The organism is Mesorhizobium loti, assembly GCA_014189435.1.
GTDB classification, from domain to species: domain Bacteria; phylum Pseudomonadota; class Alphaproteobacteria; order Rhizobiales; family Rhizobiaceae; genus Mesorhizobium; species Mesorhizobium loti_G.
The window spans coordinates 3,833,389-3,854,277 of the sequence record CP050293.1; the positions used below are offsets into that span (position 1 = coordinate 3,833,389).

Annotated in this window: 20 protein-coding genes; all 20 read right to left on the reverse strand. The window is 57.8% G+C overall.

Annotated features, from left to right (window positions below):
• Window positions 1-854 precede the first annotated feature (854 nt).
• Entirely contained in the window at window positions 855-1,385 is a 531-nt protein-coding gene (locus tag HB777_18820; GenBank protein ID QND65758.1) for a class I SAM-dependent methyltransferase, read from the reverse strand.
• Window positions 1,382-2,290, reverse strand: coding sequence for a dTDP-4-dehydrorhamnose reductase (rfbD, locus tag HB777_18825; GenBank protein QND65759.1), 909 nt, complete (start codon window positions 2,288-2,290; stop codon window positions 1,382-1,384). Before rfbD ends, HB777_18820 begins: the two co-directional genes overlap by 4 nt.
• Window positions 2,287-3,357 (reverse strand): dTDP-glucose 4,6-dehydratase, encoded by a 1,071-nt coding sequence (rfbB, locus tag HB777_18830; protein QND65760.1) that lies wholly within the window; start codon window positions 3,355-3,357, stop codon window positions 2,287-2,289. Before rfbB ends, rfbD begins: the two co-directional genes overlap by 4 nt.
• 13 nt (window positions 3,358-3,370) lie before the next feature.
• The gene (rfbC, locus tag HB777_18835; protein ID QND65761.1) at window positions 3,371-3,925 is read right to left on the reverse strand and encodes a dTDP-4-dehydrorhamnose 3,5-epimerase; all 555 of its coding nucleotides are present in this window, start codon (window positions 3,923-3,925) and stop codon (window positions 3,371-3,373) included.
• Entirely contained in the window at window positions 3,926-4,807 is an 882-nt protein-coding gene (gene rfbA / locus HB777_18840) for a glucose-1-phosphate thymidylyltransferase RfbA (protein ID QND65762.1), read from the reverse strand.
• Window positions 4,808-4,906: 99 nt separating this feature from the next.
• The gene (locus HB777_18845; protein ID QND65763.1) at window positions 4,907-6,292 is read right to left on the reverse strand and encodes an O-antigen ligase family protein; all 1,386 of its coding nucleotides are present in this window, start codon (window positions 6,290-6,292) and stop codon (window positions 4,907-4,909) included.
• Window positions 6,289-7,548: a hypothetical protein gene (locus HB777_18850; GenBank protein QND65764.1), complete on the reverse strand. Its 1,260-nt coding sequence runs from the start codon at window positions 7,546-7,548 to the stop codon at window positions 6,289-6,291. Before HB777_18850 ends, HB777_18845 begins: the two co-directional genes overlap by 4 nt.
• On the reverse strand, window positions 7,436-9,814 hold the full coding sequence (locus HB777_18855; protein QND65765.1) for a polysaccharide biosynthesis tyrosine autokinase: 2,379 nt from the start codon (window positions 9,812-9,814) through the stop codon (window positions 7,436-7,438). The genes HB777_18850 and HB777_18855 overlap by 113 nt, the downstream gene beginning before the upstream one ends.
• 28 nt (window positions 9,815-9,842) lie before the next feature.
• Window positions 9,843-10,625: a polysaccharide export protein gene (locus HB777_18860; protein QND65766.1), complete on the reverse strand. Its 783-nt coding sequence runs from the start codon at window positions 10,623-10,625 to the stop codon at window positions 9,843-9,845.
• Window positions 10,625-11,434, reverse strand: coding sequence for a capsular biosynthesis protein (locus HB777_18865; protein QND65767.1), 810 nt, complete (start codon window positions 11,432-11,434; stop codon window positions 10,625-10,627). The genes HB777_18860 and HB777_18865 overlap by 1 nt, the downstream gene beginning before the upstream one ends.
• Before the next feature lie 120 nt (window positions 11,435-11,554).
• Window positions 11,555-11,875 carry a hypothetical protein gene (locus HB777_18870; protein ID QND65768.1) on the reverse strand — a complete coding sequence of 107 codons (321 nt, stop codon included), beginning with the start codon at window positions 11,873-11,875 and terminating at the stop codon, window positions 11,555-11,557.
• A gap of 341 nt (window positions 11,876-12,216) precedes the next feature.
• The gene (locus HB777_18875; protein ID QND65769.1) at window positions 12,217-12,702 is read right to left on the reverse strand and encodes a hypothetical protein; all 486 of its coding nucleotides are present in this window, start codon (window positions 12,700-12,702) and stop codon (window positions 12,217-12,219) included.
• A 541-nt stretch (window positions 12,703-13,243) separates the two neighbouring features.
• Window positions 13,244-14,302 carry a Fic family protein gene (locus HB777_18880; GenBank protein ID QND65770.1) on the reverse strand — a complete coding sequence of 353 codons (1,059 nt, stop codon included), beginning with the start codon at window positions 14,300-14,302 and terminating at the stop codon, window positions 13,244-13,246.
• Between the two features lie 393 nt (window positions 14,303-14,695).
• A complete protein-coding gene (locus HB777_18885) occupies window positions 14,696-14,866 on the reverse strand; it encodes a hypothetical protein (protein ID QND65771.1) in 171 nt (56 codons plus the stop codon).
• A gap of 35 nt (window positions 14,867-14,901) precedes the next feature.
• Complete coding sequence (locus HB777_18890) at window positions 14,902-16,041, reverse strand: glycosyltransferase family 4 protein (GenBank protein ID QND68818.1); 1,140 nt, start codon at window positions 16,039-16,041, stop codon at window positions 14,902-14,904.
• A complete protein-coding gene (locus tag HB777_18895; protein ID QND65772.1) occupies window positions 16,041-17,198 on the reverse strand; it encodes a glycosyltransferase in 1,158 nt (385 codons plus the stop codon). The genes HB777_18890 and HB777_18895 overlap by 1 nt, the downstream gene beginning before the upstream one ends.
• Window positions 17,176-17,895 carry a class I SAM-dependent methyltransferase gene (locus tag HB777_18900; GenBank protein QND65773.1) on the reverse strand — a complete coding sequence of 240 codons (720 nt, stop codon included), beginning with the start codon at window positions 17,893-17,895 and terminating at the stop codon, window positions 17,176-17,178. The genes HB777_18895 and HB777_18900 overlap by 23 nt, the downstream gene beginning before the upstream one ends.
• A 95-nt stretch (window positions 17,896-17,990) precedes the next feature.
• A complete protein-coding gene (locus tag HB777_18905; protein QND65774.1) occupies window positions 17,991-18,659 on the reverse strand; it encodes a class I SAM-dependent methyltransferase in 669 nt (222 codons plus the stop codon).
• 100 nt (window positions 18,660-18,759) lie between these two features.
• Window positions 18,760-20,028 (reverse strand): hypothetical protein, encoded by a 1,269-nt coding sequence (locus HB777_18910; GenBank protein QND65775.1) that lies wholly within the window; start codon window positions 20,026-20,028, stop codon window positions 18,760-18,762.
• Window positions 20,025-20,855, reverse strand: coding sequence for a glycosyltransferase (locus HB777_18915; protein ID QND65776.1), 831 nt, complete (start codon window positions 20,853-20,855; stop codon window positions 20,025-20,027). The genes HB777_18910 and HB777_18915 overlap by 4 nt, the downstream gene beginning before the upstream one ends.
• Between the last annotated feature and the right edge of the window lie 34 nt (window positions 20,856-20,889).

Here is a 20,889-nt window from a genome sequence, read left to right on the forward strand (position 1 = left end):
GATCCTGCGCAAAGGTCCGGTCAGTCGCCAGGACGTGCTGTCATAAACGGCATCGAGAACACCATGCAACCGGGTTTCCTCAGAGCGCGCATTCTCGCGGTCCGCAAGCAGCGCGCTCTTTGCCGTGTGCGCTATCGAAAGTTCTTCTTGCAAGGCCTGGATCTCTTCGCCCATCGCGATGGCCTGTGCATTTGTCCGCGCGACCTCTTCGGCTCCAGCGGCAATCTGTGCCCTTATCCGCACGATCTCTTCGTCTTTCGCGATAACCTGTGCCCTTGTCCGGACGATCTCTTCGTCTTTCGCGATAACCTCTTCGTCTTTCGCGATAACCTGTGCCCTTGTCCGGACGATCTCGTCCTCGTTGACCCGGATTTGCTCGCGCATTTCGACTATCTCGCTGGAGAAGGCCTCGATGCGCATTCCATGGAGTTTTATCAGCTCTCTGTTGGTTGGAATCTCCTCTTCCATTGTCATCGACTTCAACGACCATGGGTTTCCGGTTTGATCGGCCGCTTTGCTCTCGGTACCGTCGAGGGGAACCACGCTCTCCTCAGCGAGAGCAACCTGGCCGTGCACGCTGCGAGGTCCCAGGACATTTTCCTGCGTCGGTCGCTTCGTCACAACGCAGAGCGAATTCAAAAACTCAATGGAATGGACCGACGCGAGAGAAGCTTCCTCGAATGCGATCTCATATTCTTTAGCAAAAGTGACTAAAGCGTCGGATCGAGGACGGTCCAGCCCCCAGTGCTCATGGTTGACCACGTCGAGCAGGCGCTTGAAGAATGACATGGAGGAAAGAGGATCGTAGAGCCCCCCGTCAAATTCCCGCCAGTAGCTGCAATGCAAATCCTCGGCTATGTATACCCCCCTTCGGAAAGATGAGGGAAATAACGAGTGAACGAGCGTATTATATCCGATGAATTATGTGATCCATCGTCAATTATGATATCGAATTTATCGGATCTCGCAGCAATACTTCTCTCAACCTCATCCGTATTGGCATCACCGATGACAACGGCGATCTTCTCATCGTCGAAAATTAAATTACCGCAGGCCAAATTGATATCACAGCCAAGAACAAGCTCCGCATTGGCAAAATATCGTCGCCAGATTTCCAGCGAACCGCCGTTCTGAACTCCAATTTCCAGAATTCGAACCGGCTTGTTCCGATATTCTGAAAAAATTCGGTCATATGCGCTGAGATAAACTGACCATTTGTCCGACACCTTGCCGTCATGCGCATTGTAAAGATCACGCAGTGAAACGTCGTGTTCTCCAGGCGGCGCGATTTTCGCCCGTGCCCGTTTTTTCGGCGCCGCCTCGTCAACAACCTGCGAGCCAGGTTTCGCATCGCGCGTGGTTTCCGCTGAAGGATGCTTGCTCATGCGGTCAATACCTGTTTTGTCCCACCAATGAGAAGCCGGTGCACTACCGCTTCCGCGGAAAGTCTCCAGTCTGGCGCAGTCCAGCCGAAGACGGAGGCGAATTTCGCGCTTGATAGCCGGGAATTGGCGGGGCGGCTCGCCTTGGTCGGGTAGTCCATCGTAGCAATATCCCGTACCCGCGCCCAAGGACCACCAAACACACGGCTTGTGTCCAGGATATGACAGGCAAAGCCGCTCCAGTTGGCCTCGCCGGTTCCGGCCAGATGGTAAATGCCGAATGCATCAAAACCTTTGTCGCCATGCAGCAGCGCTGCCGCGTGCAGGATTGCATCGGCGATATCAAGTGCTGAGGTGGGGTTTCCCCACTGATCGGCAACGATCGAAATCTCGTCGCGGTCGGCGGCAAGCCGCAGCATGGTCTTGACGAAATTCTTGCCGAATGGGCTGTAAACCCAAGCTGTGCGCAGGATCAGATGGTGCGGATTGGCTGATGCAACCGCCTGCTCGCCGGCAAGTTTGGAGGCGCCGTAGACGCTGCGCGGTGCGGTTACGTCGGTCTCGACATAGGCGCCAGGAGCGCTGCCGTCGAAGACATAGTCGGTCGAAAGATGGATGACCGGAACGCCAAGCCGCCTTGCTGCTTCCGCCACCTTGCCGGCGCCGACGGCGTTCACCGCAAATGCCAGATCGGGCTCATCCTCGGCCTGATCCACCGCCGTGTAGGCGGCAGCCGACACGACGATATCAGGCTTCGCCGCCGCAATGGCGTCGATCACTGTATCGGGTTTTGCCAGGTCGAGGTCCGGACGGCCAATGGCGATGACCTCAACGCCGTCATGCCCCTGGCCGGCCTCAAGAAGGCTTGCCGCTACCTGGCCCTCGCGTCCGGTGACAACGAGCCTCACACTACCCCCTTGCGTGCCTCGCCCAACCGTTCACCGGCATAGCGCTGCTCCCGGATCGGCCCCCACCACCATTTGTTGTCCAGGAACCAGTCGACGGTCTTGGCAAGGCCGCTGTCGAAATTCTCATTGGGCACCCAGCCCAGGTCCCGGCTGATCTTCGATGCGTCGATGGCATAGCGGCGATCATGACCGGGGCGGTCGGTGACGAAAGAGATCAGGTCGCGATAACTCTTGCCGCCTGCCCGCGGACGCCTGATGTCGAGCAGATCGCAGATCGTCTCGACGACGCCCAGGTTCGTCCGCTCCGAGTTGCCGCCAACATTGTAGCTCTCGCCCGGCAGTCCCCTGGTGGCGACAAGTTCTAGTGCGCGCGCATGATCCTCGACGAACAGCCAGTCGCGCACATTGGCGCCGGCGCCATAGACCGGCAGCGGCTTTTCATCGAGCGCATTGAGGATGACCAGCGGGATCAGCTTTTCGGGAAAGTGATAGGGTCCGTAATTGTTCGAGCAGTTGGAAAGCACAACCGGCAGGCCATAGGTTTCGTGCCAGGCTCGCACCAGATGGTCCGAGGCCGCTTTCGAGGCGGAATAGGGCGAAGACGGCGCGTAGGGCGTTTCCTCGACGAACATGCCGCCATCGAAAGGAAGATCGCCGAACACCTCATCGGTCGAGACATGATGGAAGCGGAAGCGGCTCTTCCTGTCCTCGGGCAGGCCGCGCCAATATTCCAGCGCGGAATTGAGGATCTTGTAGGTGCCGACGATGTTGGTCTCGATAAACGTGCCCGGTCCGTCGATCGAACGGTCGACATGGCTCTCGGCGGCAAGGTTCATGACGATGTCGATATCGTCCCGATGGAGGATATCGAGCACCGCCCTCTCGTCGCAGATATCGACATGAGCAAAACGGTAATTGTGCGCATTCTCGATCGGCCGCAGCGAGGCCAGGTTTCCCGCATAGGTGAGCTTGTCGAGATTGGTCACCCGATAGGCCGGATTGGCGCACAGGTGCCGGCACACCGCCGAACCGATGAAGCCAGCACCGCCCGTCACCAGAAAATTCATGCCGCTGTCCTCATCAAGCAAACACCTCGGCGGCGGCCAGCAGCGGCGCCTTCAGGTCCTTGTCAGAAAGCTGGAACCCGCCGGTCAATGACGGCCATTCGATGCCGATGGCGGGATCGTCGAAGCGGATCGACCGGTCATGCGCCTGCGAATAGGTGTCCGTGACCTTATAAAGAACCTCGGTGTCGGGCACGAGCGTCACGAAGCCGTGCGCGAAGCCTTTCGGCACCAGAATCTGGTTGCCCTTTTCGGCCGACACTTCGAGAGCGACCCATTTTCCGAAGGTCTTCGAACTGCGGCGAATGTCGACCGCAACGTCGAGAATGCTGCCACGAATGACGCGCAACAGCTTGTCCTGGGCCCGCGGCGCAAGTTGGTAGTGAAGCCCTCGCAAGACACCTGCCGCCGCGGAGTAGGAATGATTGTCCTGCACGAAAAGCAAGTCTATGCCTGCCTGCGCAAAGCGCTCGGCATTGTAGGTTTCCACGAAAAAACCGCGCGCGTCGCCATGTCGCTTCGGAACGATCTCCAGCACGCCATCGATGCCAAGGGACCTGACTTCCAGCACCTAGCCCTCCGACAGGTCGACGACACGCCGGCGCAGATAGGCGGCATACTCATTCTTGCCCAGGCGGTCGGCGCGACGCAGAACCTGGTCCACCGTCAGCCAACCCTGTTCAAAGGCGATCTCTTCGGGACAAGCGACCTTGATGCCCTGGCGATGTTCGATGGTGCGCACGAATGAGGAGGCTTCATGCAAGCTGTCATGCGTGCCGGTGTCGAGCCAGGCATAACCGCGCCCCAACCGGTGCACATGCAACTGGCCACGCTCGAGGTAGACATTGTTGACCGCCGTAATCTCGAGCTCGCCGCGCGCCGAGGGTCGGATGGAGGGGGCGATGTCGACGACGTCGTTGTCATAGAAATAGAGACCGGTGACAGCCCAGTTGGATTTCGGGTTCTGCGGCTTTTCTTCGATTGTCAGCGCCGTTCCGGTGACCTTGTCGAAGGATACGACACCATAACGTTGGGGATCCTCGACATGATAGGCGAACACCGAAGCGCCCTTTTCGCGCGAGGCCGCGTCGCGGCAAAGCTGCGACAGCCCATCGCCGAAATAGATGTTGTCGCCGAGGATCATCGACACGCTGTCCTTGCCGATGAAATCCCGGCCGATGATAAAGGCTTCCGCAAGGCCGTTGGGTTGCGGTTGCTCGGCATAGGACAGGTCGAGCCCGAACTCCGATCCATCACCAAGCAGATCGCGGAAAACCGGCAGATCACGCGGCGTTGAAATGACCAGAATCTCGCGAATACCCGCGAGCATCAAAACGCTCAGCGGATAATAGATCATCGGCTTGTCGTATATCGGCAGAATCTGCTTAGAGATTGCTAATGTTAGCGGATAGAGACGCGTTCCACTGCCTCCAGCAAGGATAATTCCTTTCAAGAAGCTCTCCTTGACATGCCTAAGCCCCCCGGCTCGAACTGTCCGTGCTTAGGTTCCATGCAATGGCTTGTCAATCTCGGGTTTCGACAAACGACTGGATCACGTCCGGCGCCAATCCATGGCCAATTCCAGGCGCCCCCACTGCCCGCATCTTGCCAAGACCGACGGCCCGACGGGAACAAGCAAATTGTCGCCATGGTGATGGGCCTCGGTCGACCCGCTTTTTTGGCTCAACCGCTCAGCAAAGCCTTTGTGAAAGATGATGCCATTCATAAACGCAAAGGTCATGGCAAGCGCCGCCGTTCGCAAGGGATAATCAACCAGGGAATGAACGAGAAGAAACGACACTGAGAGAAACGCCGCTTTCTGCAACGGATCCCGCCGCGCCCTAACAGACGAGGCGAAAAGTAATATCAAGTAAGCTATGATCAGAAAGACAACAGGAACGCCACCCTCAAGTGCCAATTCCAGATAATCGTTATGAGCGTGGTTCACATAGGGCTTGAAGATCATCTCTCCCTTTTCGTAAACCTGATAGACCTTGGGGAAACTGCCGAAACCCACTCCTGTCGCCCAGTTCTCTTCAATTCCCACGATCGTCGTGCGCGCGAATTCGGCGCGCCCAAAGGCTGGATCAACCACCTCCGCATCGATCTTTGTCCACGCGCCTATCGTGTAGAGGGAAAGTCCGATGAAGACCGCAAGGATGCCATAACCTCCCAGCCTGGAACGAGCAGACAGAAAGACAACCGATATTACGGTGATCGCCAAGCCTATCAGAATACCGGCGCGCGAACCGGCGGCCAGAAGCAGCAGCAACAGCGATATCAACCCGAGCGAGCCGGACAGAAGGTGCCCGCGGAAGAGACCGTAATAGACGACGAAGGGAATGGAGACGAAGAGCAAAGCCGAAAAATGATTCTGGTTGGCAAACAGTCCCGCATTGATCGTGAACGGCAACAACCCCTCTATGGCAACCGTATCGGAGAGTGAATACTGGATCGCCGCGGCCAATCCGTTGCAGATGACACCCATGAAAAAGAAGGGCAGAAGGCCGTAGACCTGATCCGGGCGCAAGCGGGTGACGCCCAGGAAAAATGCCGCCGCCACGGCAAAGTACAACAGACACTCGATCGTGCGCCCCACGCCGACACTGACGAAGCGCAGCCGGGTTTCGCCGGCCAGCCATGGGCTCGCGAGCAAAACTTCAGGCCGAAATCCGCTGAACAGGGCTGCAGGCAGCGGCACGATCTGAAAGCAGAACACCGCAAGGGCAAGGGCAAGCAGCCACAGAGCCGAACGGGGAACGCTCTGCCCCGATGGCCTTGAGAAGACGGCCGCGGACGAAGCAATCGCCGCAATCTCGATCAGCGTTTCGGTGTAGAGGCCACTCGCCGTGCCGCCGCCAATCAGCACCGACAGGAAAAGAACTGACCCAAGCAGATACTTTTCCCACTCCGTGGGCGGGGTTGACCGCTCTCTCAAGATGAAACTCTTTCGATGGCCAGTTTGTGCATGACCAACGTGCCGACGTATCGAAATCGCCAGCTCTCAGCGATGGCGGCTGTTTCCAGCCGCAGCAATTGCATGGGACACGCGCTTGGTCCGATCGCGAAATCCAGGCTCAAAGCCTGCCGGTTGAATGTGCCTTCAGGAATGTTGAATCGGGCTATTTCGCTTGCCGGGTCTGCACATCTGATGGACCAAAACAGCTGCTTTGGCAGCTTCAGGTTCCTCGCGGAGGCGATCAGGGAAATCCTGTAGGAGCCGGGAGGTAGTTCAAGATATTGCTGGAGCGCGGCGTTCTTCACCGGCGTATTCAGAAATCGAACGGTCGCTCCGCTGTCGCTTTCGCCGACATCGCGCGATCCGGCAAAGGTAATTTCCAGACCGGACCGATCGTGAACCTGCCAATCGAATGGCTTGCCGCCGCGGACCGGCTCAAAGCCGCCGTTGAAAATGTATCCGCCGAGCGTCCTCTCCTGATCGGACAGGCTGAAAAGGAACAGCCGGTAGGCCGCCTCATAGTCCTTTTGCCTGATATAGCCGTTGATCACGGCAGACAATTCCTTCGGTGTCGGTGGTGAACTTGATCCGGCAAGGTCGAGCAGCAGTTGATTTGCGGCGCGCAGCCCCCGAGGATCCTGGCCGAGAGCGGAGAAGAGACTGGTTCTCCACGGTGCTTCGGCTTTTGTGGCTGTCAGCACAGCCTGATATCCGTCCGGATTTGAAAGAATGGCCGGCATGCCCGCGGCGATGACGGGAAACCGGTCCGGCCACCGGCGCAGCAAGGTGTCGATCTCGCCGACGGCCTTTGACAGATCGCCCACCTCGATCGAGCGATCGATCGACCGCTGAAGCGCATGGATCTCGGTCTTGGACAGCCTTCGAGCCTGATCGAAGAGTTCAAAAGCCTCGTCTTTCTCGCCTTGTCGATACTCGATCTCACCGATCAGGCTGTAGAGCCGAGCGTCCGCGATATTGAAGCGAAGCGCGCCCCTTGCCTTTTCAGCCAAAACGTCGAGATCAGCACCGTTGCCCGTTTCGTTCAGTTCACCGGTAATTTCACCTATCAAGGCATTTATGTTCAACGGATCCAGAGCAAGGGATACGGTCGGCTTCTCGGTCTCAAGAAGCCGACTTAGCCCGATCGACGAAGCCACCAACACCAGAACGGAGGCGACGAACCAAACGCCTGAACGCCGGAGATTTCGCGTGAGCGGGCTGGCCTGCTCCGTCATCGACTTTGCCCTCAATTTTCGGGGTACTCGCGCCGTAGTCGTAGTACTGGTAGTTCATGTATTTGTAGGCGTAGTTGTAATCGAACTTGTTGACCGCAAATTTCGACATCGCCGCTCCGATCACATTCGCACCGGCTGCGCGCAGACGCTTGACCGCCGTCTTGGCTGATTTGCGTGTGACCTGGCTGGTGGAAACGACCATCAACGTGCCTTCGGCAAGCCGGCTGAGGATTGGTGCATCGGAAAGACCGACGACCGGTGGGGCGTCGATGATGACCAGATCGAAGCGTTTGCCGAGATTGGTCAAGATCAGCGCCATTTTCTGCGAAGATAGCAGGTCAGCCGGATTCGGCGGAATCGTTCCGGACGTCAGCACGGTGACATTGGGGTATTTCGTCGGCCTGAAAATGCCCGCCAGATCGTCCTTGCGAACGGTGTTTGTCAGCAGGTTGCTCAACCCGATCGCGTTGTCGAGGCCGAACAGCCGATGCAGATTGGGTTTGCGAAGATCGCCATCGACAAGCAGAACCCTTGCGCCGAGCGCCGCGAAATCCTGGCCGAGCTTGAACGAGGTGGTCGATTTGCCTTCCGACGGCTCCGAGCTGGTCACCAGCAGCGATCGCGGCGCGCCCTCGGCACCGGAGAACTGCAGCGATGTTCGCAGCGAACGGTAGGCCTCGGAGAGGCCGGATTTCTGATCGGCGATGCTGGCTATGAGTTCGCGGTCATCGACAAGCGGCAAGATGCCGAGCATCGACAGCCCCAGCTCTTTCTCGATCTGCTCAGGGTTGGTGAAGGTGTTATTCAGCAACTCGATGATGTAGATGATCGATGCAGTCAAGGCCATGAAAAGCGCCAGAGCGATTGCAAGATTGATGCTCAGGCGCGGAGAATAAGGGGCTGCGGGCAGCGAAGCGAAATCGACAATTGCTGCGCTTTGGGTCTTGAGTTCCGAGCTGACCCCGACTTCATTCAGCTTGGCGATAAGGCTGTCGTACTGCGACCGGTTGGAATCGACCTCGCGCTTCAGGATCGTGTATTTGATATTCTTGTCGTTGAAGACGACCTGCTGCCTCTCCATCTCCGCGAGCTTGGATTTGAGGTCGGCCTCCTTGTTCTGCGCTTCCTGGTATTTCAGTCGCAACGAATCGGTTATCGCAAGCACGCCATTGTTGTAGAGCCTCTGCAGTTCCTTGATCTGCGCTTGCAATTGCTGCATTTCCGGAAAAGCAGGCTTTAGAATACCCAGTTTCTGCTGATACTGGCTGGTCAGGTCCGCCAGCTTTTCGCTGAGCTTCTGCAGACCTTCGCTTTCCAGGACTGGACCGAGGCTCGACCCGCGGCCCTTTTCTATCTGATCCACCACCCGCCCCGCATCAAGGCGCTCCTGGATTGCCGTGGCCAGTGCGGTGTTCAGGGCTTCGATGTTCGAGCCGATCAGAGATTTGTCGTCGCCGGTAACCGTGATGCCGGCATCTTTTGCATAGGTGACCAATTCCTCCTCGGAGGTCTGCAGCTTTTGCTTCACCTGCAAAACCTGTTCCTGGATGAACTGCCTCGCCAGATCAGAGGTCTCGCTGGTCTGGTCCAGGCGCTGATCGATAAAACTCTGCGCGACCTGATTGGCTACGTCGCTTGCATATTTCGGCTTTTGATCGACAAAGGTGATCGACAGCAGGCTTGTATTGGTCACCAGATTGACCGTCAGGTCTTCCAGGATGCGCTTGATGGCAATTGCCTCACGCTCTTCGGGCGTCTTCTCCTTGATGGAAGGCGACTTGGAGATTCCGAACGCCCGGTAGACGATATTGCTCAGCGAAAAGCTCGGCGTCGGAAACAGGAAGTCCGGCTTTTCGCCAAGCCCCAGTTGGAACACCACGCGCTGAGCCAGCGCCCGGCTCCTCAGCTTCTCACGCGCGGTCAAAAAGGCCCTGACGTCGCTGGCTTCGGAAACAACCTCAATGTCCTGAAAGACCTTTGCCGAAGGCACCAGGACTTCGAGCTGCGTCGTTGCCTGATATTTTGGTGTCTGCATCATCGTCACCGTGACGCCGGCAACAAGCCCGGCAGCCGCCATCATGACGATCAGCCAGCGGTATTGGACAATGTAAAAAAGCAGCTTGAGCGGATTGAACCCCTCATCCTGGCCAGCATAGTCGCGCGCATAGGGAGCGTAGTGTTGCGGCACGTCGTAATAGAGGTCCGCGGACAGGGCCTGGCCATGTCCGGGTTCGGCAAGTTGGGGCTGCGTGTTGCGATCGAGCATGCGCGAGGTGATCCAGGGTTGTCCGTGTCTACGGAATGACCGCAATGCGGGCAGCGCTAGAGGCGAGGCCCAGGGCATCCTTCAAATTGTTCATCGCGATTTTCGACTTCGAAGCAAAGACGACGACCACGTCGCCTCCATAGATGCGTGGGTTGCGATTCCTACCGGAGCGGATTTCCTCGACATTGTAGTTTGCGACCAGCTTGTTTTGACCGACATTGCGGTAGACGAAGACCTTGCCGGCGTCACCGACCGCATTGAAGCCCCCGGCAAGGGCGATCGCATCCAGCAAGGAAGCGCTGCTCGATACAGGATAAATGCCGGCCTTGTTGACTTCACCATCGACCGTGATGCGCTGGCCAATCGATTCCTTGACGAAGATCGTCACGTCAGGCGATTGCAGGTACTTTTCACCATAGGCGGTCTCGATTTCTTTCTCGAGCTGGCGAACGGTCTTCCCGGCCGCGGTCATCGCCCCAATCAGCGGAAGCGAAATCTGCCCGCCTGCGTCGATCTGAACCGTTCGGTTCAAATTGTCGACCTGGAACACGCTGACCTCGAGCACATCGTTGGCAGACAAAGGCTGCTCGCTGCCATTTTGCGTATTCTGCGGCGGCGGCAGATCCTTCACCACCTGCAGCGTGCCGCCGCCGGAAAGAGCCGTGGAGGACGCCGCCGGTTGCAGCGCGTGGACAGAACTCGTGGACGACGTCGATGTCGACGTGGTGCTGGCGCAAGCAGACATCGCAAGCGAAATAAGCAACGCAGGCACCGTGCCCGCGTGACGTCTTGCAAGATCGAAAATGCCCATCACAGAGACCCGCTCTTGAACAGCCGGCCAAATCCGCCGAAACGGCTCACGTTGCTGACACCCGACTTTCTCGTACTGTGCTTTCCAAGGGGCACGAGCGGCTGATTCCGTAGTATCGCGTCCGGGCGTTTCACCGCCATATTGTAAGCCTCATCCTCCCCACACCGGTTCGCGATGGCGACAACTGCTTGCGAAAGCCCGGGGCGGCGCCGGCCAGCGCCATGCGTATCCGAGGCGATAATGTCCACCCTGCCCTCATCGAGCAGCTTTTCCGAGAAGTAGAGCGCCGTACGCCCGAACGCGCCTATCACCGAATCAGCCGTGAGCTGAATAAGGCAGCCCAGCGCATTTAGCCTCTCGACGACGTCGTAATTCGCCTTGATCCAGGTCAACCGTTCCGGATGGGTGAGGATCGGCACGAAGCCGACATTGATGAGACGGGCGGCGAGGTCTTCCAGACGCGGCGGCAAGATATGATGCGGCGGCTCGAACAGGAAATAGCGGGATCCGTTCAAGGTCGGCACGGTGCCAAGCATAAGTCGATCGGGGAGATCAGGTGCGATATGAATATCGGCGCCGACGTACAGGCTAAGCGGTATGGCAGCGCGCCGAAGCTCCAGTTCCAGCGCCTGAACTGCCTCGGCAATGTTCTGCGTGGCGTTCTTATAGACGCCAGGCAGAACATGCGGCGTGCATGCCATATGCGTCGTACCGTCGGCCACTGCCAGCCGCGCCATCTCCAGCGACTCGGCGAGGCTGGGGGAACCGTCGTCGAGGCCAGGCAAGATATGTGAATGCAGGTCGATCATTGGCGTTTCTGACTGCGCGGAGGCAAGGCCTCGCCGCGACAAAACACAGATGCGCCACCCGCATGAAGGCGAATGACGCATTTGACCAATCTACGCAAAACAGCGGGCATCGGCTCTCGACTACCGGCTGACGGCGTCATCGTCATTCTGCAGGCCGAGAATGAGCGCCGCAGCACCACCGACCGCGGCGCCCCCCAGGAGAACCGGCAGCATGCCAGGCTCCGAGGTGGCAGGCTCGACCGTCGCAGCTGGCGTATAGAGTGAAACACACATGCCGCCTTCGACAGGATCGACCTTGATCGTGGCGTTGGCGGGAATATCGAACGCACAATTGGTGCCGACAGCCAGTGAAGCGGACGCCTGCGTCCCGGTCATGATGCGCGCGCCTGAATACACCGGCGCTTCCGTGCCCACACCCGCATAGCCGCCGGCCTGGGACATCTGGACATCACCATGGACTTGCGTGAGACGACCAACCGCACCGGCGGACGCGGGCATGGTTGCTAGACAGGAACAGGTTTGCTGAGCGAAAGCCTCAGGCGTAGCAAACAGGGCACCCCCTGCAGCGAGTACAACGAAAGAGAAAACAGCCCCGAACCGATGACGATTCGTCATTTGTTACCCCACCAAACCTGCAACTCACCCTCTTGGGACGAATCACACCCGCTCCACCCCAAGAAATAGAGCGATATGGTTAACGAACTCATCAAACTCGGCCCGCTGCCGGTCAATCCAGTCCGAGCAAACCCACCATCATAACGTCAAACGCCGCTGCCTCCCCGTCAGCGGCTGACACCGCTGTTGTCGTCCTGCGTCGCCGCGAGCACGTCACTCGTCAGAAGCGCCCCGGCGAAAATCGCCTCCGGCGGACCAAACCCACGGCCACCACCAGACGGCTGAATGGCGGCCGTCTGTTCGGAGTCAATGAGCCTGAGGCAAATGCTATTTCCGGCGCGGGAAATATCGAGACTTGAATTGACCGGCACATCCAGACCGCAACCGCCGACCAGCGCAGAAGCGGTCCCCTTGGCGCCAACCACCACACGGCTGCCGAAATCAAGCGCGTTTCCGGCCTTGGCCGGGCCATAGCCAGCCGTCCGCGACACCATCAAATCGCCGTTTGCGGAATGGATTGATCCGATCGGGGCTGCCGGACCTTGATAGGCGGTCGCGCAACTACACGACGCGTCCTGGGCCGACGATGAAACTGGATCAAAACCGATTGACGCGACAAATACGGCAAGCGCAGGTTTAATCACAAGGTTCATCTGTCTTTGATCCCCTCTTGCTGCATCACCTTCGGACGCACCAATTCAAAGATAGTAAATCAGCGCGTACCAGTTTTTTGCCACAATTCCAACCTGTTTCGCGCGATCGAGGTAATTTAACCTGATTCGCGCCCGTTCGAGCACAGTACTTTAGCTAGGCCGCATGAATAATTTTCGACTACCTGTCACAGGTTTCTTATTGTCGGATAGAAAACTTGGATGTCCCTTCCGCCGTGACTGACTCGATATGATTTGATCAAAGCCGGCGCGCCAAACCATTTCGGAAAAACCACCTAATTTGTTGATTTATCAATATGTTATTTCTCCATATCTTCCCTCGATGGCAGCCGCGCGATTTCGATCATTGGTCGTGCTGACAGCGCGCAATTCGAGATCGCCTCGATACTGATCGCGGCTAGCGGGTATGCCAACGGAGCCACCATTCCTCCTCTCCGGCCACCAAGATCTGGCTCCATAGGCCCGCTCAATCCAGCTCACCAAATCGATATGCTTCAGACGATATGCTTCAGACTTGGGGCCTTTATCGCCTAGTTTGGCCGTACCACGTTCCCTTGCCGGTTCCATGTTGGGCCAGATGGTTTGCTTCGACCAGAATGGCCAAGTGTTTTTTGACGGTGTTTCGGTTTGCGCCTGTCAGCTTGACGATCTCGCCGATGGTTATGCGCCCGCGCTCATTGATGGCCTCAACGATTTGAAGAGAGAGAGCAGGCAACGTGCCGAGCATAAGACGTTCCCGCTCGATTTTTTTCTCGAGCCGTCGCTTTTGCTGCTGAAGAGCGCGCAGGAAATACACAGCCCAAGGCTGCCAATTGGGCTTCGGGCTACGGATCGTTTTCTGAGTCTGGCGTAGCGCCAGATAGTAACCTTCCTTGCTGTTCTCAATCACGCTTTCGAGTGAAGAGTAGGGCACATAGGCATACCCGCTGCGCATCAGCAGGAGTGTCGTCAGAGCGCGCGACAGCCTTCCATTGCCGTCCTGGAATGGGTGTATCTCCAGAAACACCACTGTGAAGATTGCGACGACGAGCAGAGGGTGGAGGCTTTGCTCCTTGAGTGTGTCGCGTGTCCACTCGACAAGCTCTTTCATCCGCTTCGGCGTATCGAAAGGCGTCGCCGTTTCGAAAATGACGCCGATCTCTTTTCCCTCGGCATCGAACGCGCTGACATTATTGGCGAGTGTCTTATATGCGCCGCGATGGCGCTCATCCTCGTTGCTGAACGCCAGCAAGTCACGGTGTAGCTGTGTCAGGTGGTTTTCGGTCAGATCAATCGCATCGAAATGCGCGAAGATCATTTCCATGACCTGCGCATATCCGGCGACTTCCTGCTCGTCTCGGGATTCAAAGAATTTGATGTCGAGGTTGGCGAGCAGCCGCTCCACTTCGCCGTCAGTGAGCCTGCTTCCTTCAATACGGGTAGAAGAGCCGATACTCTCGATGGTAGCAACGCGGCGCAGAGCCGATAGGCGCTCCGGCGCGAGCGCTCCCAGCGCTCGCCAAGCCCCTTTGAACTCGTCGATCTCCGAGACCAAAGCAAGGATTTCGGGGGTAATTCGCAAGGAGTCGATCTTTAAGGTCATACCCACAAATATACCCATAAATACCCAAATGCAGAAACACGTCTGGCCAGCTTGAGGACAAGACCCATTCATTTCACTGCAAACGCACCTAGGCCGTCTGACGACGTGCTCAGCAAGGCTTGTACGTTGCACCGGCCTGAGCCGGCTGGCCGCAGAGGAGTCCACCCCGCGTAAGCATGGTGGCCAGGTCTTTCCCCTCGGCCGTCAAGCACTGCACAACGAGGGTATCGCCAACCCTCGAAGCGATATTGCCGTCGCAAGGCGTACCGGCACCGACAGGTTTGCAAGTCAGGATGAGCCCCTGGTAGTCCCGGCGCGCTGCTTCCGTCACCAGGGCGCGTATCGCCTGGGGCCTGGAAAACGCCGCGCCGCACAGCAGGATCTTGCGACCGCCTACGCGGAGATCGTCGATCGAGGGAATGGCGAGCTGCCATCAAACGGCTTGGGCGCGGCTGCCGGCCTGGCGGGTGGCGGGTTGCCCCTCTGCATCACGATGACGCCCAGAAAGCCGGCACCGAACAGAACAGCTGATATGGCAAGGAACACCATGCTCCTGATTGACAAGACCGTCCTCCGTCCGACCCGTGAGGCCCGCTCACTCATTTCACCGCAAGGGCGCTCAGTCTTTCTATCTGCTCCATGTATTTCTCGATGACGATCGTTTCCGAAAATTGCCGCTCGACCTTCCTTCTGCTCTCAACTCCCATCCGGTCCATCGATGCTTCATCCATCCGCACAAACTCGATCATCTTGCTTGCCAGATCACCAGGGTCCCTCACCTTGCACAGGAAGCCGTTGACCGCGTGGTCCACCACCTCCCTGCATCCGGGCACGTCGGTCGCGATCAGCGACTTGCCCATGGCAGCCGCCTCGAGCAGCGAGCGCGGCGTTCCCTCCCTGTAGGAGGGCAAGACGACACAATCGGCAGCACGCAGAAAAGGCCGCACATCGTCGGTGGAGCCGAGATATTCGACCAATCCCTCACCGACCCATTGCTCGACCTTCTGCCGGCTCACGGCGGTTCGGTTCTCGACGTCAAGAAAGCCGAGCAGTTGGAAGCGCACGCCGGGCAGTTCTTGGCGAACCAGACGGGCCGCCTCGATGAACTCGCCGATACCCTTGTCCCAGAGAAGCCGGGCCACGAGAAGAAACACGATCGCGCCAGACCGGGTGCGCGCTTCGGACGGCGGGGCAAAATGCGCGAGGTCGATGCCGGAGCCAGGCAAAAGCCCGGTCTGATCCTTGCGGACCAGATGCGCGTCGACGAACAGCATCCGGTCGTCGTCGTTCTGAAAGAAAACCATCCTGGAACGGGCCAGCGCCACCCGATACAAGGCCTTGGCAATTCTGAGCAGCAGACCACCGCGAACGAATGCCGTCCCCAGCCCGGAAATGTTGTTGATGACCGCAATGCCATTCAGATTGGCCGCGATGGAGCCGAACACATTGGGTTTGATCGTGAAGCCGACGAACGCCAACGGTCTCTCACGCCGCAAGAGACGCCAGTAGCGCCACAGAAGCACCACGTCGCGCAAAGGCGACGTGCCGGAATTGTCCATTTCGAGTTCGACATAGCGGCAGCCCATGGCCGCTATCCGCGAAGAGTACTCGTCCCTCGGCGCCATGATGACGACGTCATAGCCATGGCTCCGCAACGCCTCGATCAGACCCTTGCGGAAATTGACGACGTTCCAGGACGTGTTTATCGAGATGATTATCCTGTTGCGAGCAACGGGCATCATCTGTGCCCGTCCGGATATGACGAAGGCTCTCCCAACAGCATATTCGCAAATCGCCCGGGCGATCTTTCCGACAAGGTCTTCGCATACAAGGCCGACCGATCGCCGCCGTGAACGACCCTCAACAGTGCATCCGCAATTTCGGACGCGCCAAAGCCGGCTGAAATCTCCAGGCCGGACAGCATGTCCAGATCTCCCGCACAGGGCGTGGTGACGATGCCAGGAACCCGGCAAGCCATCATTTCCAGAAGGACGTTCGGAAATCCCTCGGCCGCCGACGTGAGCAGGCTGCCACGCGACGCGCGAAACAGCGGAAATGGATTGTCTCTCTGGCCGAGCAGATTTACGCGCGAGACCAGATCAAGCTTGCCGGCGTAAGTCCTCAGTTCCGATTCCATGGGTCCGGAGCCAACCATGGTAAGCTCATAATCTTCGCCGGTCCTTCGCCTGATCTCCGCGAGCACATCAACCGCGATCGTCGGGCGTTTGACCTCAATCAGCCGGCCGCACCAGACGATTTGCGGACGGCGGGAAAATATCTGCGCGTCGCTCTCCGACAATGTCTCAGCGGACATTTTGATGATGAGATCTTCATCGACCGGATTGGGCAAGGTATGCAATTTAGCAATGGCACGCCGGGGCAACACGTCACGCAGGCGTTCGTTCATGTAGCTCGTTTGCGCGACAACCATGTCCTGGCTGCCATAGGCAGCGTAGAGTGCCCTGTAAGCCAGTGCGCGAGGCCCTTTGAAGCGATCCAGAAGCACCGTGGACTCGCGAGCGACCAGCCTGCGGCTTCGAAGAACGCCAACACTTCGGGCGGCGGCCAGGAACGAATTCACCCGCGTGTGGCTTGAGAAAACCAAATCGTAGCGATGCCGGATCAGCCTCGGGGCGAGCAAAAACTCGCTCATGGCTTTGCCGCCGCCAAAGCCGTAGCTGCGCCGGATTCCATCCTGGTATGGGCCACCGGCTTCCCCCGCCGCCTGGCCACCCAGGAAGCCGATTTCGACGTCCCAGTCGGGCCGGCTCGCGAGCGCACGTGCAACCAGCTTCAGGATGGTTTCGGCCCCACCTCTGCTGTCGAGCGGAATGGCGATCAGCGCGAGCTTCCCTGTCATGAGCCCCCGGGATTCACTGTTTTCGCCGAAAGACATAAGCGTAGGTCTCGGCAGCATCCTTGCCGAAAACCAGGGCCGAAACGCCTAGCCAAATGCGCCAGGTCAGAAAGGCCGGCACGAAAAAATAGAAATAGGAACTCTTCCAGAACAGGCGGCGCTCGATGAGCTCCAGGCCGTTCCGTTTTGCGATTGTTTCGACCTCACTGGGCAAGCACTTGTCGTAGAACGCCGGAAACCCGTCATGACCCATGCCCTTTTCGGGATAGATCGCAAAAAGCAACCGTCGTTTCAGCCCCTCTGGCAGGGCCCGATTTAACCTGGCGAAGGCAGCGTTACGCGAGGGCGAGAAAATGGCAACCACGCCTCCCGGCTTCACGCAACTGGCAATGCCATGCAAGGCCGCCTCACCGTCATGGACGTGTTCGAGCGTCGCCTGACAAATGACGAGGTCAGCATCGCCCCTCCCCTCAAACGAGGTAAGGTCCGCTTCAATCTCTTCGTCGTATATGCCGCGCGGCGCTTTCGACAACTCTTCCGCGTCGAGGTCGAGCCCGACGACAAAAAGCCTCAGGCGCCGCTTCTCCGAGAGGCTGACGAATGGTCTGGCACCCCCGCCAAGATCGTAAACCCGCGCGTCTGGGGTAAGTAAGGGAGGTGCTATCTCCGTCGCAAAGGTCCGGTTGCCGTCGATGCGAAGGTGCAACGGCAGAGCCCTGTCGAGGAACTCGGACATGGCCACGTTCGCGCGAACAAACTTTCGCAATATCGACACTGCTTCACCGTTTATTTCGTTCGCCGATCTGTGCCCATTCGCGCTCAACATCCGCGCTATACCCTATGGAACACATAGAGCCGCGTATGATGCGAAAATGGGCCGAGCAAGCGATCGGCGGCAGCCCGCAAACCCCTCAGGACGCCGTTGCTGCTGTCGTACCAGGCCTGCATCGGCTTTGTGAAAAATGTCTCGTCCTTCAGCCCCTTGAAGCCGCCCCTTGGCCGCGACTCCAGAAGCTTGAAGCCGTGCTGTTCGAACCTGGAAACAATCGCAGATGGCTCAAGGACGAACTGGTAAAATCCGGCCTGTTCGCCCGAAAACCTGGGATAGAGACCCATTCTGGCCTTCAATCTTCGGAGAGGAGAAATGCTCGGCACCGTCACGAAGGCAATCCCTCCCGATCGGATGATGCGCCGCATCTCCAAGACGATCTCGTCATACCCGTCGAAGAAGTGCTCGATCACTCCGAGCGACCACACCCCATCGAAGAATTCATCCGCGAAGCCTGTCGCCCGAACGTCTCCAACCGTCACCTGCAAATGCGGCGCGGCGCGATTCACCATCCCCACGGTCTTCTGCGCAAAGTCGATTCCATGGGCGGAAAAGCCTGCCTGATGCAGGCCATAGACCGTATTGGCCAGGCCACATCCGGCGTCCAGGACCTTCGCCGGCCCTGTCAGATATCGTTTGGTCGTTGCGACGACAAAGCGATCCGGCCTCAAGACGTTCCCTTCGGCCCAGTGGGAATCCCAATAGTCGTCGTCGGCTATCGCGCCGACATGGACGATGCGGCCGTTCTTTTCGTCATAGAATGCCTTCTTCTCATTCATTCCCGGCATCCGATCCGGCCATCAAAAAGGCTCGCTGTGTTGCATCCGGCCCGTTGTCCGCAATCACGCTCCTCAACGCGAAAAACGAACAGGCCGCGGCTATGACATATGCGGACAGAAATGCCATTTCGCTGCCAAGCGGCAGCCGCCACCACAGGCTCAATGCCGCCAAACAGCAGCAGGCCAATGCTCCTATCGCGTAGGAATAGGTAAGCGTCATTGCATTGTTCGAGCGGAGCGCAAACGGATCGATGACCACCTTCTTCGTCCTGTTTATCAGGACGGCGCAAGAAACGACCGCAAAGACCGCTGGGTCAAATGACTTTCCCAGCCATCCGGACGCATAGCCGGACAAAAACAGACCAATTATCGCAGCGGCAGACGCGACCGCAAAAATCAGCGCAATGGCCGCCCCCTCGAACAAGCCGCGCCGAAACTCCCTGATGTTTCCACTTGCGGCACTGAGAAATGCCCGCGGCACGAACACGAAGCTGGCCGCATTCATGAAGAAGCCGACCGAGCGTTGCGAAAGATCGACACAAAACGAGAAGACGCCGAGATGGGTCTGAGAGCCAAACATCAAAATAATGTATCGAATGCCGACAAACACACCGCTCTCGGCCAAATTGCTCAACACAAATCCCCAGCCTGTGGCGAGCGACCCGCCAAGATAGGAAAGGCGAGGCCGCTTCAGATTCGTCGGCCCCAGGAAAGCAAATGAAATCAGCGCTCCAGCGAAGTAGCTGAGCGAAAAGGCACTAAGCGCGGAGCCCACTTTCGCATCTCCGACAAGCAGGACTATGGCTCCCGCTAGGTATGCGACCGCCTGGCCAATCGCCGACCAACCGTATGCCCACAAACGCAGTTGTGACCTCAGGACCTCTTGAAGTGCGGTGTGCAACCCGAATGAAACAATGATGGTTGCGGCAACGACATTGCCAAATCCGAACCACGCCAACATCAATCCGGCCAGGACGACAGACAAGGCCACGACAGACAGGGCGGCCAGAATGGACGATACGTACTCTCTACCCAGTCCTGCCGCATGCATTTTTGCTGAAACTGGCATTATGGAATAGGTGGCAACTCCAAAGACGAGCGTCGAAACAAATGAAACCGTCGCAATCGTCGTGCTGAAAATACCATATTGGCCGACTTCCAGATGCCTGCCAATGTATAGCAGAGTCACGATATTGAGCAGACCAGGGACAATTCGTATTACGATGGACTCCACAAATTTCCACAGGCTGGCTCTCTTCATGAAGTCACCCGTGCGAATGACCTCTTGAGCAAGAACGGGAAACTCAAGGCACCAAAGCTCAAGCAGGCAAGAACCGCCTTGCCCAGGAACCGAACCGACCGATATCGTCCAAGCCAGAATGCCCTGATGTAATTCAAGTTCAGCAACAACATCGGGTACGCATTTTGCCGCTGAAGAAGCCGAATTCTTGCCGTCATCCCTTCCGGCAAATACCTCTTCCTCCCGATATCGACGTTGACACAGATAACGTCATATTCGATCGCCAATCTGGACCAGAGAAGAGATGTTGGAACACGGCGGAACCGCCCTGCGGGTGGCACGGCAACCCGTTTCAACAAGGGAGTTCTGATGACCTCCTTCTTGTCGCCGACAACATTTTCGTCAGCTCGCATCTTGATCAGGTTTGTGCGCTCTGATGGAAACTGGTTTGCTACCACATCCGCTTCACTCAGAACCATCGAGAACACAAAACCGGCAATCCTCTCGTCGATGCTTTGCTCGCAGAGACGCTCACAAATCTCGGGCAAGCGATCGGTGAAGAGATCGTCGTCATCATCGAAAATCATGCAATAGTCGCCAGTGGCGGAAGCGATCGCCGAAAACATTGCGGCTCCTCTGCCGCCATTCGGACCAGAGGTGACCACCAATCTGGCATCGTGAGACGCGATTTCCGCAAGCGCTTCGTTTGTCCCGTCGGTCGAACCGTCGACATGGACACATATCTGCAATGGGCATTTCGCGCGCAAAAGTTCCTGAACCAGCGCGGTAACGCGATCCCGCCGATTGAACGTAGGGATGCAAACGCTCAACAGCGCCTGGGACTGCAATGGATTGCGGATTGCCTGTTTGCGAGCCGTATCG

What these genes read in the sequence shown, in the direction of transcription:
- HB777_18865 (QND65767.1), bottom strand. Translation starts at nt 11,434, where the DNA reads ATGATCGACCTGCATTCACATATCTTGCCTGGCCTCGACGACGGTTCC.
- HB777_18875 (QND65769.1), bottom strand. Translation starts at nt 12,702, where the DNA reads ATGAACCTTGTGATTAAACCTGCGCTTGCCGTATTTGTCGCGTCAATC.
- HB777_18880 (QND65770.1), bottom strand. Translation starts at nt 14,302, where the DNA reads ATGACCTTAAAGATCGACTCCTTGCGAATTACCCCCGAAATCCTTGCT.
- HB777_18900 (QND65773.1), bottom strand. Translation starts at nt 17,895, where the DNA reads ATGTCCGAGTTCCTCGACAGGGCTCTGCCGTTGCACCTTCGCATCGAC.
- HB777_18850 (QND65764.1), bottom strand. Translation starts at nt 7,548, where the DNA reads ATGACGGAGCAGGCCAGCCCGCTCACGCGAAATCTCCGGCGTTCAGGC.
- HB777_18820 (QND65758.1), bottom strand. Translation starts at nt 1,385, where the DNA reads ATGAGCAAGCATCCTTCAGCGGAAACCACGCGCGATGCGAAACCTGGC.
- HB777_18910 (QND65775.1), bottom strand. Translation starts at nt 20,028, where the DNA reads ATGAAGAGAGCCAGCCTGTGGAAATTTGTGGAGTCCATCGTAATACGA.
- HB777_18890 (QND68818.1), bottom strand. Translation starts at nt 16,041, where the DNA reads ATGCCCGTTGCTCGCAACAGGATAATCATCTCGATAAACACGTCCTGG.
- HB777_18895 (QND65772.1), bottom strand. Translation starts at nt 17,198, where the DNA reads ATGTCTTTCGGCGAAAACAGTGAATCCCGGGGGCTCATGACAGGGAAG.
- rfbB (QND65760.1), bottom strand. Translation starts at nt 3,357, where the DNA reads ATGAATTTTCTGGTGACGGGCGGTGCTGGCTTCATCGGTTCGGCGGTG.
- HB777_18860 (QND65766.1), bottom strand. Translation starts at nt 10,625, where the DNA reads ATGGGCATTTTCGATCTTGCAAGACGTCACGCGGGCACGGTGCCTGCG.
- HB777_18870 (QND65768.1), bottom strand. Translation starts at nt 11,875, where the DNA reads ATGTCCCAGGCCGGCGGCTATGCGGGTGTGGGCACGGAAGCGCCGGTG.
- HB777_18855 (QND65765.1), bottom strand. Translation starts at nt 9,814, where the DNA reads ATGCTCGATCGCAACACGCAGCCCCAACTTGCCGAACCCGGACATGGC.